Raw genomic sequence first — 17,583 nt, 5'->3', positions numbered from 1 at the left:
ACAGGCGCAACAATTGCGCAGGGCCGCTCCGTGCTTGCCGGATTTGCATAGATCGGCTAATGGCGCGCCAATTTTGCGGTGCAGCATGCGCCGCTGGCCAACTCCTCGAACCGATAGGCACTGCATGTCCGCCCCGCTTCCCTTGCGCAATATCGCGATTATCGCGCACGTCGACCACGGCAAGACCACTCTTGTCGACCAGCTCTTCCGCCAGTCCGGTACCTTCCGCGACAACCAGCGCATCGAAGAGCGCGCCATGGACTCGAACGACCTCGAAAAGGAGCGCGGGATCACGATTCTCGCGAAGCCGACTTCGATCGAGTGGAACGGCTACCGCATCAACATCGTCGACACCCCCGGCCACGCCGACTTCGGCGCCGAAGTCGAACGCATCCTCTCGATGGTCGACGGCGTCGTCCTGCTGGTGGACAGCTCTGAAGGCGCCATGCCGCAGACCAAGTTCGTCACCGGCAAGGCTTTGGGCCTCGGCCTGAAGCCGATCGTGGTCGTCAACAAGATCGACCGTCCCGATGGCCGTCACGCCGAAGTGCTGGACGAAGTGTTCGACCTCTTCGTCAGCCTCGACGCCAATGACGAGCAACTCGACTTCCCGACCCTCTACGCGTCGGGCCGTAACGGCTACGCCGGCTACGATCCGGACGCCCGCGAAGGCGACCTGACGCCGCTGTTCGAAAAGATCGTCGAGCACGTTCCCGCGCCCGACCTCGACCAGGACGCGCCGTTCTCGTTCCTCGCCACCCTGCTCGACCGTGACAACTTCATGGGCCGCGTCCTCACCGGCCGCGTCCAGTCCGGCAAGCTGAAGGTCAACGACCCGATCCGCGCCATCGACATGGACGGCAAGGTCATCGAAGTCGGCCGCGCCACCAAGGTGCTGTCGTTCCGCGGCCTCGACCGCGTGCCCGTGGAAGAAGCCCGCGCCGGTGACATCATCGCGCTGGCCGGCCTCGAAAAGGCCACCGTGTCGAACACCATCGCCGATCCTTCGGTCACCGAGGCGATCCAGGCCCAGCCGATCGATCCGCCGACCCTGGCGATGCGCTTTGCCGTCAACGACTCGCCGCTCGCGGGCCGTGAAGGCGACAAGGTCACCAGCCGCATGATCCGCGACCGCCTGATGCGCGAAGCGGAAACCAACGTTGCCATCCGCGTCACCGAATCGGCAGACCGCGACAGCTTCGAAGTCGCCGGTCGCGGCGAACTTCAGCTGGGCGTCGTGATCGAAACGATGCGCCGCGAAGGCTTCGAGCTGGGCATCAGCCGCCCGCGCGTGCTGTTCGGCAAGGACGAGAAGGGTGGCCGCACCGAACCGTACGAAACCGTCGTGATCGACGTGGACGACGAGTTCTCGGGCACCGTCGTGGAGAAGATGCAGCGCCGCAAGGCCGAGCTTACCGACATGCGTCCTTCGGGCGCCGGCAAGACCCGCATCACCTTCTCGGCCCCTTCGCGCGGCCTGATCGGCTACCACGGCGAGTTCCTTTCGGACACCCGCGGCACCGGCATCATGAACCGCCTGTTCGAGAAGTACGACAGCCACAAGGGTCCGATCGAAGGCCGCCAGAACGGCGTGCTGATCTCGAACGGCACCGGTGAAGCCGTCGGCTACGCGCTGAACAGCCTTGAAGATCGCGGCATCCTGTTCGTGAAGCCGCAGGAAAAGATCTACGAGGGCATGATCATCGGCGAAAACGCCAAGCCCGACGATCTCGAAGTGAACCCGATGAAGTCGAAGCAGCTGACGAACTTCCGTTCGACCGGCAAGGACGACGCCATCCGCCTCACCCCGCCCCGCGTGATGACGCTGGAGCAGGCGATCGCCTACATCGACGACGACGAAATGGTCGAAGTGACCCCGCAGTCGATCCGTCTGCGCAAGGCCTTCCTCGACCCGAACGAGCGCAAGAAGCAGAGCCGCAAGAAGGATTCCTGATCCCTCGGCGCCTCGGCGCCGCAGTTCAGGCTCTCTTGAGACGAACATGGAAAGGGCGGCAACCTCGCGGTTGCCGCCCTTTCTTTATGTGGGGCCTTGTGCCGGCCCTCTCCCAATCTCGGGCAATCTCAAGGATGCGCGGTCAGAACTGGAAGCCCACCGTCGCGCGCAGCGAGTGATACGAGAAGTCCTTGTTCGAACCCTTGATGTTGGTCGAACCCGAATCGATCAGGAACGGGTTGGTCGCCGGCGCAGTGCCGGGTCCGACTTCCACGTTGTACTTGTTGTCGTTGTAGCGGTTGTAGAGATACTCGAGGCCGAGGCTGACGTTGCGGGCCACCATGATCTCGCCGCCGCCGCCGGCCTGCCAGCCCCAGACCAGCTTGTTGTTGCGCTGGGGGTCGAAGGAATTGGCGGTGTTGGTGGTGAGGAAGCTGTGGTCCAGCTTGGCCACGCCGCCGCCGCCGGTCACATAGAACAGCGCGCCGCCGCCCGGGGTATAGCCGGCGCGGACGCGGGCCGAAAGGCCGTAGTCCAGCTTGCGCTGGATCGTGTAGCTGGCAGGCGTGGTGCTGTAGCCCGAGGTCGCGTCCTTGGCGTCGCTCTTCACGCCTTCGACGAGACCGCCGAGCACGAAGTTATTGCCCATGCGCTTGTCGTAGCCGAAGCGCACGCCGTATTCGGCGCCGTCCTTGTCGCTGCGGCAGCCACCGTCCGGCGTGGCGCCCAGGGCGCGGCCGTTGCAGAAGCCGGGGCTGAAGGCATTGGCGCCGGCTGCGGTGTTCACGGTGTTGTCGTAGCGGCCGTCTCCGTCCGTATCGAAGCGCAGGCTGTCGCCGCCATCGTTGCCGCGGGTGGAAAGGCCGCCGAAGGCCTGAACATAGGGGCCGTCGAAGTGGCTGTCGCGAGCGGGGGTGTCGGTGGCGATGGGAGCATCGCTGTCCTGCGCCATGGCCGGGAAGGCCGCGACGGCGACCGCGAGGCCGATCGCCGACGAGAGGAGGCGGGCAGTGTTCATTTGGTAATTTCCCTGTCAAATTTCGTACTTGGCCCTCCCCGAAGTCCAAGCTGCCGTTTTTGTTTCCTTTTCTGCGATGAAGTGAGGAGCGCTTTCCGATGGGCCGAGCAAATGGCGCGGAGGCGTTCCGATCGATTCATACAAAGTCGTACAAACCTGAACGGAATCTGCCGATGTCGCTTCGATGCGGTTCAGCCAGGCAGGCGTAGAAGAAACTCAACAAGGGACGAGACCCCGGCCCCACCGGAGCCCCTGCCCAGCAAGGAGTTTCGTACAATGACATTCTTCCGCAACGCCACGCTTGCCACTGCCCTCGCTGCCACCGCCTTCGCCACGGCAACCCCGGCCATGGCCCGCGACCACTATCGCCACAATGACAATACCGCCGCAGTCGCCATCGGCGCCGGCGTTATCGGCGTGGCCCTGGGCGCGATCATCGCTTCCAGCAGCAACAACGACCGCTATCGCAACGACGATCGCTACTACAACAGCGGCTACTCTTACGGTCCGGCCTATAGCAGCAACTGGCAGTACCGCGACGGCTGGTACTGGGACGGCAATGGCGGCCGCCACAGCCGCGACGACTACGACCGTTACCAGCGCGGCGACTATCGCCGCGGCTACGACCACGATCGCGGCGACTACCGCCGCGGCTACTGATCGCTGAAAGCCCCCGACGATCGGGGCCTCGCGGATAAACCCCTCTCCGCCTGGCCCCGGGAAATCGGGAAACCGAGACGCCCGGCCACCCCTACGGCCGGGCGTCCTTGTTTCGGCGGCAGCATCATGGCGACGGCGCCGCGCGGCTCGTCGCATGTGACGTCAAGTTCACGCGAAGTTCACTGGCCAGGGCGAAATCTCGGGGTCCGACATGCCCGCCGATTCCGCCGTAACTTGGTTGGCCCGGATAGGAGTGCGATAAGATGAAACTGAACTGGAAGTCCCTGGGGCTGGCGACGGCTCTGGCCGCATCGGCCCTCACGGCATCCGCGCCTGCCATGGCGCGGGACTACTACGACCGGGGCGGTAACGATGCCGCCATCGCCATCGGTGCAGGCGTGATCGGCCTGGCGCTCGGCGCCGCGCTCGCAGACCGCGACGACGGCCGCTACTACGATCGCGGTTATTACGGCTCCCGCCGCTACGTCACCGTGCGCGACCGGCCCGGTTACTACTACTATTACCAGGGCGCGCCGAACCGCTACTACCGCGATCGCTACTATGACCGGTACTATGCGCCCTACTATCGCGAGCGCTGGGGCGGCCGTGACCGCTGGCGCGATGGCCGCCATGCGTGGCGCGACGACCGCCGTGGCTGGCGCGACGACCGCAACCGGTGGGACCGCGGCCGTGACGGCTGGCGCGGCGATCGCCGCCATGACGATTACCGCCGCGACGACCACCGGCGCGACGACCACCGCCGTGACTGGCGTCGCTAAGGGCTGACCCCGAAGACGGGACCATCCACCAGGGGATGCCGCCGGACTGCCCAACCGCAGTCCGGCGGCATCCAGCCTTCGGCGCAGAAGACCGTTTGTCGGCCATCTGCGCTTATCCGGCGCGCCGAAGCAGCGGTTTTCCTCAGGAACGGCGCGGCATCTGTGAAGCCCACTCGCCAATCTCGGCGGGGAACGCTATGGGGCTGCCCACCATGGAAACCGCCGACCTGCGCATTGCCCTGTTTTCGGGCAACTACAACTATGTCCGAGACGGCGCCAACCAGGCGTTGAACCGCCTCGTCGGCTATCTGCTGCGCCAGGGCGCCCAAGTGCGCGTCTATGCGCCAGTGGTGAAGAAGCCCGCGTTCGAGCCGACCGGAGACCTGATCGGCATTCATTCGCTGCCGATCCCCAACCGCCCCGAATACCGCGTTCCGCTGGCCATCTCGTTCAAGGCGCGGCGCGACCTGAAGGCCTTCGCGCCGAATGTCGTCCACGTATCCTCGCCCGACCCCGTGGGCCATCAGGCCGTGTCCTGGGCGCGTGCGCGCAACCTGCCGGTACTCGCCTCGGTCCACACCCGGTTCGAAACCTACTTGCGCTATTACAACATGGCCTGGGGCGAACCGGTGGTGGAGGCGATGCTCCGCCGCTTCTATCGCCGCTGCGACGCCCTGGTCGCCCCTTCGGAATCGATGGCCCAGCTCCTGCGCGAACAGCGCATGAACTACGACGTCTCGATCTGGTCGCGCGGCGTCGACCGCGACATCTTCCATCCCGAACGCCGGGACCTGGCCTGGCGCCGCGCACAGGGCATCGCGGACCATGAAGTGGTCGTCGGCTTCCTGGGGCGCCTGGTCATGGAAAAGGGCCTCGACGTCTTCTCCGACACGCTGGACGACCTGCGCCGCCGCAATGTCGCTCACCGGGTCCTCGTCGTGGGCGAGGGTCCAGCGCGCGAATGGTTCCAGGCCCGCCTGCCGCAGGCGGCCTTCGTCGGCTTCCAGCAAGGCGAGGGCCTCGCCCGCGCGGTCGCGAGCATGGACGTGCTGTTCAACCCCTCCGTCACCGAGACGTTCGGCAATGTCACGCTGGAGGCCATGGCCTGCCGCCTCCCGGTGGTGGCGGCCGCGGCCACCGGCAGCCAGAGTCTGGTCGACGACCATGTCTCGGGCAGGCTGATCCCGCCGGGCGCCATCCACCAGTTCGCCGAAGCGCTGAAGGCCTATATCGAAGACCCGGCCCTGCGCGCCAGCAACGGCCTGGCAGGCGAAAACCGGGCGCTCGATTTCAGCTGGGACCGCATCAACCAGGACGTGGCCGATACCTACTTGCGCCTCGTGCGCCAGCGCCTGCGCCGCTGAGCGCGTCCCCGGCCAGCCTCTTCCCGCTCGGCCTCTTTCCGCTCAGCCTCTTCCCGCTCGCCCATCAGCGCAGCACGCCGCTCCGGCGCAGCCGGATCGCGTACCAGAGCAGGAACACCGCGATCGCCCAGATCGCCAGGGTAATGCCGATGCTGGCAGGGCTGGTCAGCATGGCGGGCGTCCGGGAGACGAAGGGATAGATCTGGTTCACCGCCAGCCCCAGCAGCGAAATCGTGAACGCCGCCACCGCCCAGCGCGAGCGCAGGAGCAGCAGCAGCGATCCCGCCAGTCCGCCCCAGACCCCCAGCGCCCAGGTCGCCACGGTCCAGCTCGGCGCAGCGTCCAGCCAGTCGATCATCTCGGGGGAAAGCGGCGCCATCCATGCGGGATTACGCGTCACCGTCATGGAAAAATCGGTGCAACCGAAGGCGTTCCACACCAGCGTCAGCACGCCGACGATCCACAGGTGGCGCGGGGCCCTGACGCGCAAGGTTCCGATCATCGCTGTGCCTCCCTGCCTGCTTCAAGCCCGCAAGGATACGCGCCTCGGCCAGACGATGCAATTCTGCGGGACAATGGCTAGATAGGTCCCATGGCCGACCTTTTTGCCGACGACCTTCCCCCGTCCCCCACGCCCGACACCCCGCGGGAGGATGCCCCGCTTGCCGATCGTCTCCGCCCGCGCACGCTGGAGGACGTGGTCGGACAGGAGCACCTCACCGGGCCGGAAGGCCCGATCGGCCGCATGGTGGCGGCGGGGCGGCTTTCCTCGATGATCCTCTGGGGTCCCCCCGGCACGGGCAAGACCAGCACCGCGCGGCTGCTGGCCGATGCGGTGGGTATGCGCTTCACGGCGGTCTCGGCGGTGTTTTCGGGCGTGGCCGACCTCAAGAAGGCTTTCGCCGAGGCCGACCTGGCCGCCCGCGCCGGCCAGCGGACCTTGTTGTTCGTGGACGAGATCCACCGGTTCAACCGCGCCCAGCAGGACGGCTTCCTGCCCTTCGTGGAGCGCGGCACCGTCACCCTGGTCGGCGCGACGACGGAGAATCCCAGCTTCGCGCTCAACGCCGCCCTGCTCAGCCGCGCCCAGGTGCTGATCCTGCACCGCCTCGGGCCGGAGCCGCTGAACACGCTGCTCGACAAGGCCGAGGCGCTGGAAGGCCCGCTGCCCCTCGATGACGACGCCCGCGCGGCCCTGGTCGCCTCTGCCGACGGCGACGGGCGTTTCCTGCTCAACCAGGCCGAGACACTCTACGCCGCGCAGATCCCGGAGCCGCTCGATCCGGCCGGGCTCGGCCAGTTCCTGCAGCGGCGCGTGGCCGTCTACGACAAGGACCGCGACGGGCACTACAACCTGATTTCGGCGCTTCACAAGGCGGTGCGCGGATCGGACCCTCAGGCCGCGCTCTACTATCTGGCGCGCATGATGACCGCCGGCGAGGAGCCGCTGTTCCTGCTGCGCCGCCTCGTCCGCATGGCCAGCGAGGATATCGGCCTGGCGGATCCGCAGGCCCTCGCGCAGTGCCTGGCCGCCAAGCAGGCTTATGAGTTCCTCGGCTCGCCCGAAGGCGAACTGGCGATCGCGCAGGCCTGCCTCTATGTCGCCACCGCGCCGAAATCGAATGCCGCCTATGTGGCCTGGAAGGCCGCGGCCCGGTCCGCGCGCGAGACAGGTTCGCTGATGCCGCCGGCCAATATCCTCAATGCGCCGACCAAGCTGATGAAGGACATCGGCTACGGCAAGGACTACGCCTACGACCACAATGCGCCGGACGGCTTCTCCGGCGACGACTACTGGCCCGAGGACATGGAGCCGCAACGCTTCTACGAGCCGGTCGAGCGCGGCTTCGAACGCGAGATTCGCAAGCGCCTCGAATGGTGGGACCGCAAGCGGGCCGAGCGGCAGGGGCAGACCTGATGGACGAACGGGTCTAGGCCTTGCCCCGTCACTTGTCCGGCGCCCCGGCGCGTTTCCGGCACTTCATGGCCATCGACTGGTCCGGCGCCCTCGGCCCGCGCCAGAAGGGCATCGCCGTCGCCCTCTGCGGGCTGGAGGGCGCGCCGCGGCTGTTGCACCCTGCGGATCATCGCCACTGGTCGCGTGAGGCGGTGCTGCACCTGCTGCGGGACGACTTGCCGCAGGACACGCTGGTGGGGCTGGACCTCGGCATCTCGCTGCCTTTCGCCGATGCCGGGGCTTTCTTCCCCGATTGGCCGGCCAGTCCAAAGGACGCCCGCGCGCTCTGGGCACTGATCGATAGGGTCTGCACCGAAGACGCCCATCTGGCCGCGGCCAGCTTCGTCGACCATCCCGAAATCAGTGCCTACTTCCGGCGTCACGGAGGCCGGGAAGGCCTGCGCTTCCACCTTCCCGGCGCGGGCCACCGCCGCGGACGCCTGCGCGTGACCGAACAGGCGCAGGCCCGCGCCGGGTGCAGACCCTATTCCAACTTCAACCTCGTGGGCGCCGCGCAAGTCGGCAAGTCCAGCCTCACCGGCATGCGCCTGCTGCACCGCCTGCGCGGCGCGGTTCCGGTCTGGCCGATCGATCCCCTCCCCGTATCCGGCTCGGTCGTGACCGAGATCTACACCACGCTTGCCGCCGTCGCGGCGGGCCGCTCTGCCGGGCGGGCGAAAATGACCGACCATGCCGCGCTCGATACCGCGCTCGCCGCACTGGGTTCGCCGCCGACAGGGGGAACCGGCCCGATCGACGATCACAGCGCGGATGCCCTCCTCACCGCGGCCTGGCTGCGCACGGCGGCCCCGCGCGAAGACCTGTGGAAACCCCTTGATCTCACACCGGAACTGGCCAGGACCGAGGGCTGGACCTTCGGCGCGCCTTAGCCCAGAACCTGTCCCCATCGGGGCCGTGAACAACCGGCCTCCAACATGACTGACAGGGACAGTTCGGCTATGAAACATGCACTGCTGGCGGGGATCGCCTGCCTTGCTCTCGGTCTGGGAGCACACGTCTCGAATGCGGCCCCCGCGCCCAAATCCGCTCCCCCATCCGCTCCCGCCGCCACCCCGGTATCAGTCGCGCTCGGCAAGCCGGCCACGCCGTGGAAGAGCTTCGTGAACCGGACGATAGAGAGCTGGATGGCGCAGGATCCCTCCTTCGCGGTCTATCAGGGCGCGCACCAGTTCGACGGCAAGCTGCCCGACTGGAGCCCCGCCGGGCTCAAGGCGCGCGGGGCATTCCTGAAGAAGGTGATCGCCGATGCCGGCGCCTTCGCCAGCCTTTCCGCCGAAGACCGCTTCGAACGCGACTACCTGGTGCAAGTCGCCAAGGGCCAGCTGTTCTGGCTGGAAGACGCCGACAAGCCGCACAACAATCCCGGCTTCTACATCGAGAACGGCCTCGACCCGAACGTCTACGTCAGCCGCGCCTATGCCGACAAGCCGACGCGCATGAAGGCCATGATCGCCTTCTTCAAGGCCGTGCCCACCGCCGCCGCGCAGATCCGCGGCAACCTGAAGACGGCGATGCCCGCCAGCTTCATCAAGCTCGGCACTGCGGGCTTCTCGGGCTTTGCGGAATATTACCGCGGCGACGCCCGCACCGCTTTTGCCGATGTGAAGGACGCCGCGCTCCAGGCCGAGTTCAAGGCCAGCTCGGAAAGCGCGGCCAAGGCCATGCAGGACCTTTCCGACTGGCTCGGCAAGGCCACGCCCACCCAGGACTTCGCGATGGGCGCCGAACGCTTCTCGCGCATGCTCGCCGCCACCGAGGCCGTCGATGCCCCGCTCAGCGAGTTGGAAGCCGTGGGCCGCGCCGATCTCAAGCGCAACCAGGACCTGCTCAAGGCCGCCTGCGCCGAATATGCCCCCGGCAAGGACATCCAGGCCTGCTTTGACAAGATGCGCGCCGACAAGCCGGAAGGCGGCCCCGTCGCCGCCGCGCGCCTGCAGATCCCGGAACTGACCGCTTTCGTGCGCCAGCACGATATCGCCACGATCCCCGGCACCGAACAGGCGCTGGTGGAGGAAAGCCCGCCCTACAACCGCCAGAACTCGGCCTATATCGATCCCGCCGGGCCGCTGGAGAAGGGCATCTCCTCGGTTTACTATATCTCGCCGCCGGACCCTTCCTGGTCGCAGCAGATGCAACAGGACTATATCCCCGGCAAGAATGACCTGCTGTTCACTTCGGTGCACGAAGTCATGCCCGGCCACTTCCTGCAATTCCTCCACTCGAACCGCTCGCCCTCCTGGGTGGGCCGCCTCTGGGTGGGCTACGCCTATGCCGAAGGCTGGGCGCACTATGCCGAGGAAATGATGTGGGACGCGGGCCTGGGCAAGGGCGATGCCGGCGTTCACGTCGGCCAGCTGTCGAACGCGCTGCTGCGCAACTGCCGCTACCTCTCGGCCATCGGTCTCCACGCGCGCGGCATGACGCAGGAACAGTCCAAGCGCATGTTCATGGACGAGTGCTATCAGGACGAAGGCACCGCCGAGCAGCAGGCCGCGCGCGGCACTTACGATCCGGCCTATCTCAACTATACGCTGGGCAAGCTGATGATCCGCAAGCTGCGCGACGACTGGACCGCCTCGCGCGGTGGCCGCGCGGCCTGGAAGCCGTTCCACGACCAGTTCCTGAGCCACGGCGGCCCGCCGATCCCCCTCGTGCGCCAGGCGATGATGCAGGAAGATGCGCCCCACGCGATTTTCTGAGCGGATATTTCATAAAAGCAACTGGACCGGCGCCCCTCCCTCGCGGTAAGGGCGCCGGACTTGTCGCGCGCATCACTCATGCCGATGCGCCGGGCCGGCTTAGCTCAGTTGGTAGAGCACCTGATTTGTAATCAGGGGGCCACGGGTTCGAATCCTGTAGCCGGCACCATTTACTCCTCCCAAGACATCCCAAATCCTCGACAAAATCCCTGATTTCTGCCATTTTTCGGCATCGTTGGTCTCGGAGTGTGTCAGGCAATTCCAGGGCATCCTGAACGAAATGGTGCCACGAGGTGCAATGATGGCCTCGTCGGCAGGAACCAAACAGGTGGCCCATTGGAACCGCAACGTCGCGCTTCGACTTGTCGAGGAGAATCGCCCGTGTCGCTCACCGATGTTCAAGTTCGCCAGTTGCTGCCTGCGGAGAAAATCTATCAGTGCTCGGATAGCCGGGGGCTTTACCTGGAAATCCACCCGAATGGCTCGAAGCTGTGGCGCTTCAAATACCGCTTTGCGGGCAAGCAGAAGAGGCTTGCCTTAGGGCGTTATCCCGACGTTGGTCTGGCTGGCGCACGGAGGAAGGTCGATGACGCGCGTGCGCTGCTCGAAGCCGGCGAAGATCCGCTTGCGGCGCGCAAGATCAATAAGCTGGTTGCCGCTTACAAGTCGGCCAATACCTTCGATGACATCGCCAAGGAATTCATCGACAAGATGGTGGCGGAGGAGCGGGCCGAAGCGACGACGGTCAAGACGAATTGGCTTCTGTCGCATATGAAGCCGATTGGCTCGCGGCCGATCACGGAAATCAAACCGCTCGAATTGCTCGCCGTGTTCAAAGCGATCGAGGCCAAGGGCAAGCGGGAGACAGCGCAGCGTTGCCGTTCCTTCGCCAGCCGGGTTTTCAGATATGCAGTCGCGACGGGGCGCGGCGAGAATGACCCGACGTTCATACTGAGGGGCGCTCTCCTTACGCCCAAAGTGAAGCATCACGCGGCGCTGCTCGAACCAGATCAGGTCGGCAAGCTGCTTCGTGACATCGACGGCTATCGCGGCGGCATTGTCACGCGTCTTGCCATGCAGATTGCTCCACATGTCATGGCTCGGCCTGGCGAGCTTCGAAAGGCCAATTGGTCCGAGTTCAATCTTGAGACGGCTGTCTGGACCATCCCGGCCGAGCGCATGAAGATGAGGCGTCCGCATCAAGTGCCGCTGTCGCGGCAGGTGATTGCCTATTTGCTCCAACTGTATGAGCTGACGGGGCCCGAAGGATATGCTTTTCCCGCGCGGCACACTTCGCGCAAGACGATGAGCGAAAACACCATCAATGCGGCGTTTCGGCGTATGGGTTACGGTACCCGCGAGCTTACCGCCCATGGACTCAGAACCACCGCGTCGACATTGCTGAATGAAAGCGGACATTGGAGCCCAGACGCCATCGAGCGTTCGTTAGCGCATATGGATGCCAATGCTGTTCGCGGCATCTATAATCGGGGGCGCTACTGGGAGGAGCGAACAGCCATGCATCAATGGTGGAGCGATCATCTCGACGCGCTTCGGGAAAAGGCCAGGGGTGGTAACGTTGCCCCGAACTTGGACTTTCGACTGGCCGCTGAGACAGGCGAACTGGAGGAGGCATCCCAGGCCTGAGGGCCTGACCGCGCTCTACCTCCGCTGACGCTTCGGCCGAGCCACCTTCGGCGTCTCGTCGGCATAGCCGTCACGATCGCATGACGCGTTCCGTCCCGCCTTGAGCGGCCCGGGCGGGACGCTGTCCGCATCCCGTCAGCGGTCGCCGCGCCTGCGGCGCGTCGGCGTGTGCCTCGGCTCCAGGGTGACGGGGGGCGTCACGGCCCCCTAGCCCCGCCATGGCGAGCCGCAACCTGGGCGGGGCCCAGGTCCTCCATTCCATTTCGGCCCTTCGGGTGCACCCCGCCATTTCAGGCGAGGCTTTTGGTCCGCTCCTGCCGCCCCCCGCCACCCCGGCGCCGGTCAATGGCGGTTGAGGAAAGGAACAGGAGAAATGAACAGGACCGATCGTCAGAGCCTCTATGGGGAGGTCACTTCCCGGATCATTGCCGAGCTGGAGGAGGGCAGGCTTCCCTGGGTGCAGCCCTGGGACAGTGCGCGGTGTCCGTGTCTGATGCCGCACAACGCCGTTTCCGGACGGGTTTACTCTGGAATTAATATTCTCATCCTGTGGTGCGAGGCGGTGGAACGCCGGTTCGCGTCGCAGCGCTGGCTCACGTACAAGCAGGCCTTGGCCGCAGGTGGGCATGTCCGGCGGGGTGAGAAGGGCACGGTCATCTGCTACGCGGATCGCTTCACGCCGAGGAACGAGGCGGAGCAGGCGCGGTGCGAGGATCGTGAGGTTCGGACGATTGCCTTCCTGAAGCGGTTCGTCGTCTTCAACCTCGATCAGATCGAAGGTCTGCCCGAGCGCTATGCCGAAGAACCGGGCGTGCCCGATCCGGTCTTGGCGATTGCCGAGGTGGATCGGATCATCGCGGCCACGGGTGCGGACTTCCGGATCGGCGGCGACGAGGCGTTCTATGCCCCCAGGCAGGACTATGTGCAGGTGCCCCCGCAGGCCGCTTTCCACGAGCCGATAAATTGGTTCCGGACGGTCCTGCACGAACTGGGTCATTGGGTCGGCGGCAAGGGCCGATTGGACCGCGACCAGACCGGCAAGTACGGCTCAGTTTCGTACGCAAAAGAAGAGCTTATTGCCGAATTGACCTCGGCTTTCGCCTGCGCATCGCTCGGCATCCAGCCCACCGTGCGGCATAGCGATTACATTGGCTCGTGGATCGAGGCCATGCGCGCCGATGAGAAGGCGATTTTCCGGGCGGCCAGTGCTGCCAGCAAGGGCGCCGATTTCCTCCTCGCATTCGGGGAGGGCGCGGCATGATCTGGCACATCTACCTGCTGGAGCAGCGCATCCGCGAAGCCTTCCTGCGTGATGCCTTCCCCGAGTACGAGCAGCCGGAACTGCGCCGGCTGGCCCGGGCGCTACGCTCGCTTCCTTGGCTCCCGCGTGCCGTGTTCCATCTGATCCGGTTCGAGGACATGAGCTACGAAGAGATCGCCGCGCAACTTGGCATCAGCGTTCGCCGGGTGGAGATCGAATTCGGGCGAGCCATCGGCTTGATCGTGCGGTCGCGGGGCCGGCAGGAACGCAAGGGCTGGTAAGGGATCGGGGCGCGCCCGCCAAAGCGGGCGCGCCCCGGCCTTGCCTTCCGGCGCGACGACTGTTCAGGCCTGCGGCGGGTAATCTTCGACGAGGTACGAGATGGGATTTTTCATCCATTCGGTCACGGCGCTTTCGCGCCACCCGCAGCAGCGTTCGGCTATCCGGACCTGCTTCGGGAAGGTTCCAGTCTGGATCTTGCGGTAGAGGGTTGCACGGGACAGGCCCGTGCGTTCGAGCACGGTATTGAGGCGCAGAAAACGATCGAGGGGCTTCATATCCATCTGGCGTTGTCCTTTCCTATTCGTGAGGTGGACTGGCCGGCCATGAGCAAGATTGGGCTAAACCGAGCCCGACGCAAGGGCATCAAACGGCGCTAAACGGCCAAGAACGCGCGAGATTCCGCTCGGTGCACCGTAGCGGACATTGGCGGCACTCTACGGACACCAAAAAAATATGGCCGCCGGGAGCTTGCGGCCCGCGGATCGGTCTCACGCCGTCTCAATGCAGACGGCTGACAGGGAGCACTGCCATCATCGGCGAGCGAATCGCCCGCTAAGCTGGCGGACTATGGCCGCTCGGCGGTCCCGCAGCATGGCTGCTGCGGGCGCCCGATCAGTCTTGCACCGCTCGCTGCCGGGGTCGGGGCCGGGCATGGCCGGTCACATGGCGGACGTGATCGACCAGCGCGGTTAAGAGCGCGCGAACCTCGTCGGGCGTGAAGCCGCCATCGTCGAGCAGATTGCTGTCGCCGGGGCGGTGGCGGTTCCATTTCCAGTACGGCGAGAGCACCTGCACCAGTCGCGCGGTCTCGGGGCAATCGTAGCCGAAGCCGGTGACATTGGCGTAGGCCAGCGACCGGTCGATATTGAGGCTGATGTGGCGCGCACACCAGCTATCCGGAAACCCGACATCGAGCAGGTGCGAGGACAGCGCCAGCTGCACGACGATCCCCGACGTGTAGAGGAAATAGTGCCAGTCGAACGGCGCGTCAGGGGCGAGCCCGCCCATGAAGCCTTCCGCCCGTTTGACCCGTTCGCGGCTGAGGCTGCGGCCCTGCTGGGTGCGCAGCAATCGCACCGGCTCGGCGCCGTAGATTTTCCAGAGCGCAGCGAGCGCGGAATTGTCGTTGGGCAAGGATTTCAGCGCCGCAGACACAGCGGCGATCTGATCGGGTGAAGCAGCAGGAACTTGAACGTCCATTGGCACCTCCGGGTCCGCATCAAGGCGGGTTGGCGGAAGGCTCAGGACAACTTGCGGACCAGTCCCGAACTCCCGCACGCTAACGCGCGGGAGCCGCCGGAGCTGGTAACATGCTGACCGCATGCGCCGCCGCCTTTCACCCGAAGGTTTGGACATACGCGACGGCACCCCGGAAAACTGTGTTTTCCGAGTTTGCGTTGGTCAGCGGGATTACCAGTCCCGGCGCTGCCCTTTGCGCAGCGCCTTGGCAGGATAACAGACGGGAATCCTTACGCCAAGGCTGCGCGGAGCGATTGGAGATCAAGGCTGGAAAGCCGTAGAGGAGAGGCAACAAGCCCGGCGCTGCCCACGTCCACAACGTCAAGGCGTTATGCGATCACGAAATGGACACCGCCCGCCATGCGGAGCAGGCGTACGAGCAATCCGCCGTGCAGTGGGAGACAAGGCCAAAGGTGCGCGGACGCTCCAACCCGGCAGGACTGTGAAAAGGCGGCCTGATGGAACTCGCCGCCGGGGTTCCACTCTTCGCCACGGAGTCGTCCGCGCACCGACTGTATAGCACAATTTTGCGAGGCCAGTCTCGTCCATTTCATCCGTCCGTGGTGGACGCAGAACAACAAAACCGTCCCTGCCGATTTTTGACTATCGCTAGCTCAATCTCGATCCACGCCAGCTGGTTCTTGAGCGAACGCCCGCACGCCGCGCTGCCGCCACAGCGTCAGCGCTTGCTCGCGATCGTTGCCGCGCAGCCTGGCCGCCGCTTCGACCAGCAGACCGAGGATCACCGCGCGGTCATCCCCGGTCAGCTCGACCAGCTCGGCTCTCGCGACAAGCCCGCCGAGCTCGATGAGCTGGCGGGTGCGTTCGCGCCGCGTCACTTGCCAAGTGCGGGCATCATGCCGCGCCCGGCTCGCCAAGTGGCAATTGCGCGCTGCCTGGTTCCGCCGCAGCGCTGCCCAAGTTGCTGCGATCCTCGCTGCCAGTTCCTGTGCGAGCGCCTTTGCCTTGCCCTGAAAAGAACGCGGCGCCTCGCCCCCGCCATGCCTCCTTTCTGGCCGCGTCGGTGGTGGTGGCGGCATCGAGCAAGGCGCCGGCCAGGACTTCGGCGGATAGGGCATCGGCGCCTGTCGCGTTCACCAGTTCTCCAAGCTGGCTTACTTTACGCGTTTTGAGTTGCCGCGCCTTGTCGGTGAGTGCCTTGAGTTCGGCGTCATAGTCACGGGGCTTACGCATTGTCCGTCCTTTCGTTGATCGAGGCGGACGGTTCAGCTATCGGGAGTCTCAGGCCCAAACAATAGCGTGAAATCTTCTGGGATTTCGCGTTCCCGAGTGCGATAAAATCGTTCGAGGGCGCGCTTATACGTCGTGCCGACGTGCTGCTTGAAGTGTAAATGGATCGCCGTCATGGCGATCTACCATTTCTCGGCCAAAGTCATTTCCCGCGCCACCGGCTCCTCGGCGGTGGCCGCCGCCGCCTATCGTTCCGCTTCGCGGCTGCACGATGAGCGGCTCGGGCGCGATCATGACTTTTCGAACAAGGCGGGCGTCGTCCACTCGGAGATTCTGCTCCCCGAGAACGCGCCGGAACAATGGCTCGACCGCGAGCGTCTGTGGAACGATGTCGAGGCGGCCGAGAAGCGCAAGGACGCCCAGCTGTGCCGCGAGGTCGAGTTCGCCATTCCCCGTGAGCTCGACCAGGCCGAAGGCATTCGTTTGACCCGTGACTTCGTTACCCAAGAGTTCGTGTCGCGGGGCATGGTCGCCGATCTCAATGTGCACTGGGATATCGGCGAGGACGGACAGCCCAAGCCCCATGCCCATGTGATGCTCGGCATGCGCGAAGTGACCGAAGAAGGTTTCGGCCCCAAGGTGCGCGATTGGAACCGCACCGAACTTCTCACCCATTGGCGTGAAGCCTGGGCCGATCACGTCAACCAGCGGCTTGCCGAACTCGATATCGACGCGCGGATCGATCACCGTTCCCTGGAAGCCCAGGGCATCGAGCTGGAGCCCCAGCACAAGATCGGTCCGGCCGCCTCGCGGATGGTGGGGCAGGGGCTCGAAAGCGAGCGGCTCGAAGAGCATCATGCGATTGCCCGGGCCAATGGCGAGAGGATCCTCGCCAACCCGGCAATCGCGCTCGATGCCATCGCCCACAGCCAAGCGACGTTCACCACCCGCGACCTCGCCAGGTTCGTGCACCGGCACAGCGACGGCAAGGAGCAGTTCGATCAGGTGCTCGGCGCGGTGCGCGCCTCGCCGGAACTGATCGCGCTGGGCAAGGATGGACGCGGCGAGGATCGCTTCACGTCGCGCTCGATGATCGAGACCGAGAAGCGGCTCGAGAAGGCCACCATCAAGCTCGATGCCGAACGCCGCCATGGTGTCAGCCGTGCCGTGCAGGAAAAGGCATTGGCCCGTGCCGAGGCGAGGGGGCTAGTGCTCTCGGCCGAGCAGTACGGGGCGCTTGAGCATGTGACCCATAGCCGGGGCCTCTCTTCGGTGATCGGCTATGCCGGCACCGGTAAGAGCGCGATGCTGGGTGTTGCCCATGATGCCTGGCGCTCGGCAGGGTATGAAGTTCGCGGTGCGGCGCTCTCCGGGATTGCCGCCGAGAACCTCGAAAGCGGTTCGGGCATTGGCAGCCGCACCATCGCCAGTATGGAACGCCAATGGGCGCAGGATCGCGAGCTGCTGACCGATCGTTCGGTGCTGGTGATCGACGAGGCCGGGATGGTCGG

At 65.5% G+C, this 17,583-nt stretch carries 17 protein-coding genes and 1 tRNA gene; 12 read left to right on the top strand and 6 right to left on the bottom strand.

Going from position 1 to position 17,583, the window contains the following annotated elements; translation table 11 throughout:
* The first annotated feature begins 124 nt into the window (after positions 1–124).
* Positions 125–1,954 carry a translational GTPase TypA gene (gene typA / locus EDF57_RS17520; protein ID WP_134095211.1) on the top strand — a complete coding sequence of 610 codons (1,830 nt, stop codon included), beginning with the start codon at positions 125–127 and terminating at the stop codon, positions 1,952–1,954.
* Between the two features lie 142 nt (positions 1,955–2,096).
* Here the strand turns inward: typA and EDF57_RS17515 are convergent, their stop codons facing one another.
* Positions 2,097–2,972 (bottom strand): porin family protein, encoded by an 876-nt coding sequence (locus tag EDF57_RS17515; protein ID WP_132264972.1) that lies wholly within the window; start codon positions 2,970–2,972, stop codon positions 2,097–2,099.
* Between the two features lie 276 nt (positions 2,973–3,248).
* Here EDF57_RS17515 and EDF57_RS17510 point away from each other — a divergent pair, with 276 nt between their 5' ends.
* The 3 genes from EDF57_RS17510 to EDF57_RS17500 all read left to right on the top strand — a co-directional run bounded on the left by EDF57_RS17510 (position 3,249) and on the right by EDF57_RS17500 (position 5,775).
* Positions 3,249–3,632: a hypothetical protein gene (locus EDF57_RS17510; protein WP_132264970.1), complete on the top strand. Its 384-nt coding sequence runs from the start codon at positions 3,249–3,251 to the stop codon at positions 3,630–3,632.
* A 263-nt stretch (positions 3,633–3,895) separates the two neighbouring features.
* Entirely contained in the window at positions 3,896–4,411 is a 516-nt protein-coding gene (locus tag EDF57_RS17505) for a hypothetical protein (RefSeq protein WP_134095210.1), read from the top strand.
* A gap of 212 nt (positions 4,412–4,623) precedes the next feature.
* Positions 4,624–5,775: a glycosyltransferase family 1 protein gene (locus EDF57_RS17500; RefSeq protein ID WP_132264966.1), complete on the top strand. Its 1,152-nt coding sequence runs from the start codon at positions 4,624–4,626 to the stop codon at positions 5,773–5,775.
* Positions 5,776–5,839: 64 nt separating this feature from the next.
* Here EDF57_RS17500 and EDF57_RS17495 read toward each other — a convergent pair whose 3' ends face one another.
* Positions 5,840–6,277: a hypothetical protein gene (locus tag EDF57_RS17495; protein WP_134095209.1), complete on the bottom strand. Its 438-nt coding sequence runs from the start codon at positions 6,275–6,277 to the stop codon at positions 5,840–5,842.
* A 90-nt stretch (positions 6,278–6,367) separates the two neighbouring features.
* Between EDF57_RS17495 and EDF57_RS17490 the strand changes: the two genes are divergently transcribed.
* The 7 genes from EDF57_RS17490 (at position 6,368) to EDF57_RS17460 (ending at position 13,641) form a co-directional block, all read left to right on the top strand.
* The gene (locus EDF57_RS17490) at positions 6,368–7,693 is read left to right on the top strand and encodes a replication-associated recombination protein A (RefSeq protein ID WP_134095208.1); all 1,326 of its coding nucleotides are present in this window, start codon (positions 6,368–6,370) and stop codon (positions 7,691–7,693) included.
* Positions 7,694–7,758: 65 nt separating this feature from the next.
* Positions 7,759–8,622, top strand: a complete 864-nt coding sequence (locus EDF57_RS17485) for a hypothetical protein (RefSeq protein WP_134095430.1) — start codon at positions 7,759–7,761, stop codon at positions 8,620–8,622.
* 69 nt (positions 8,623–8,691) lie between these two features.
* The gene (locus EDF57_RS17480; protein WP_134095207.1) at positions 8,692–10,452 is read left to right on the top strand and encodes a DUF885 domain-containing protein; all 1,761 of its coding nucleotides are present in this window, start codon (positions 8,692–8,694) and stop codon (positions 10,450–10,452) included.
* Between the two features lie 93 nt (positions 10,453–10,545).
* Positions 10,546–10,621, top strand: a tRNA-Thr gene (locus EDF57_RS17475).
* A 212-nt stretch (positions 10,622–10,833) separates the two neighbouring features.
* Entirely contained in the window at positions 10,834–12,099 is a 1,266-nt protein-coding gene (locus EDF57_RS17470; protein WP_134095206.1) for an integrase arm-type DNA-binding domain-containing protein, read from the top strand.
* 373 nt (positions 12,100–12,472) lie between these two features.
* Positions 12,473–13,360 (top strand): zincin-like metallopeptidase domain-containing protein, encoded by an 888-nt coding sequence (locus EDF57_RS17465; protein WP_134095205.1) that lies wholly within the window; start codon positions 12,473–12,475, stop codon positions 13,358–13,360.
* On the top strand, positions 13,357–13,641 hold the full coding sequence (locus tag EDF57_RS17460) for a sigma factor-like helix-turn-helix DNA-binding protein (RefSeq protein WP_134095204.1): 285 nt from the start codon (positions 13,357–13,359) through the stop codon (positions 13,639–13,641). The genes EDF57_RS17465 and EDF57_RS17460 overlap by 4 nt, the downstream gene beginning before the upstream one ends.
* Before the next feature lie 63 nt (positions 13,642–13,704).
* Here the strand turns inward: EDF57_RS17460 and EDF57_RS17455 are convergent, their stop codons facing one another.
* From EDF57_RS17455 to EDF57_RS17440, 4 genes are all read right to left on the bottom strand, one after another.
* On the bottom strand, positions 13,705–13,923 hold the full coding sequence (locus EDF57_RS17455; RefSeq protein WP_134095203.1) for an AlpA family transcriptional regulator: 219 nt from the start codon (positions 13,921–13,923) through the stop codon (positions 13,705–13,707).
* Positions 13,924–14,254: 331 nt separating this feature from the next.
* Positions 14,255–14,842, bottom strand: coding sequence for a hypothetical protein (locus EDF57_RS17450; protein WP_243841129.1), 588 nt, complete (start codon positions 14,840–14,842; stop codon positions 14,255–14,257).
* Positions 14,843–15,495: 653 nt separating this feature from the next.
* Positions 15,496–15,720, bottom strand: a complete 225-nt coding sequence (locus EDF57_RS17445) for a conjugal transfer protein TraD (protein WP_134095202.1) — start codon at positions 15,718–15,720, stop codon at positions 15,496–15,498.
* 16 nt (positions 15,721–15,736) lie between these two features.
* The gene (locus EDF57_RS17440; RefSeq protein ID WP_134095201.1) at positions 15,737–16,075 is read right to left on the bottom strand and encodes a conjugal transfer protein TraD; all 339 of its coding nucleotides are present in this window, start codon (positions 16,073–16,075) and stop codon (positions 15,737–15,739) included.
* Positions 16,076–16,246: 171 nt separating this feature from the next.
* Between EDF57_RS17440 and mobQ the strand changes: the two genes are divergently transcribed.
* Positions 16,247–17,583 (top strand): MobQ family relaxase (mobQ, locus tag EDF57_RS17435; protein WP_166675308.1); only part of this gene is annotated, 1,337 nt, incomplete at its 3' end.

The sequence above is a fragment of the Novosphingobium sp. PhB55 genome, assembly GCF_004368805.1.
Taxonomy (GTDB): Bacteria; Pseudomonadota; Alphaproteobacteria; order Sphingomonadales; family Sphingomonadaceae; genus Novosphingobium.
This window is presented reverse-complemented; position numbering and strand designations above follow the sequence as displayed.

Bases quoted from the DNA above. Each gene is read 5' to 3' on its own strand.
- typA (WP_134095211.1), top strand. From the start codon at position 125: ATGTCCGCCCCGCTTCCCTTGCGCAATATCGCGATTATCGCGCACGTC.
- EDF57_RS17515 (WP_132264972.1), bottom strand. From the start codon at position 2,972: ATGAACACTGCCCGCCTCCTCTCGTCGGCGATCGGCCTCGCGGTCGCC.
- EDF57_RS17510 (WP_132264970.1), top strand. From the start codon at position 3,249: ATGACATTCTTCCGCAACGCCACGCTTGCCACTGCCCTCGCTGCCACC.
- EDF57_RS17505 (WP_134095210.1), top strand. From the start codon at position 3,896: ATGAAACTGAACTGGAAGTCCCTGGGGCTGGCGACGGCTCTGGCCGCA.
- EDF57_RS17500 (WP_132264966.1), top strand. From the start codon at position 4,624: ATGGAAACCGCCGACCTGCGCATTGCCCTGTTTTCGGGCAACTACAAC.
- EDF57_RS17495 (WP_134095209.1), bottom strand. From the start codon at position 6,277: ATGATCGGAACCTTGCGCGTCAGGGCCCCGCGCCACCTGTGGATCGTC.
- EDF57_RS17490 (WP_134095208.1), top strand. From the start codon at position 6,368: ATGGCCGACCTTTTTGCCGACGACCTTCCCCCGTCCCCCACGCCCGAC.
- EDF57_RS17485 (WP_134095430.1), top strand. From the start codon at position 7,759: ATGGCCATCGACTGGTCCGGCGCCCTCGGCCCGCGCCAGAAGGGCATC.
- EDF57_RS17480 (WP_134095207.1), top strand. From the start codon at position 8,692: ATGAAACATGCACTGCTGGCGGGGATCGCCTGCCTTGCTCTCGGTCTG.
- EDF57_RS17465 (WP_134095205.1), top strand. From the start codon at position 12,473: ATGAACAGGACCGATCGTCAGAGCCTCTATGGGGAGGTCACTTCCCGG.
- EDF57_RS17460 (WP_134095204.1), top strand. From the start codon at position 13,357: ATGATCTGGCACATCTACCTGCTGGAGCAGCGCATCCGCGAAGCCTTC.
- EDF57_RS17455 (WP_134095203.1), bottom strand. From the start codon at position 13,923: ATGGATATGAAGCCCCTCGATCGTTTTCTGCGCCTCAATACCGTGCTC.
- EDF57_RS17450 (WP_243841129.1), bottom strand. From the start codon at position 14,842: ATGGACGTTCAAGTTCCTGCTGCTTCACCCGATCAGATCGCCGCTGTG.
- EDF57_RS17440 (WP_134095201.1), bottom strand. From the start codon at position 16,075: ATGCGTAAGCCCCGTGACTATGACGCCGAACTCAAGGCACTCACCGAC.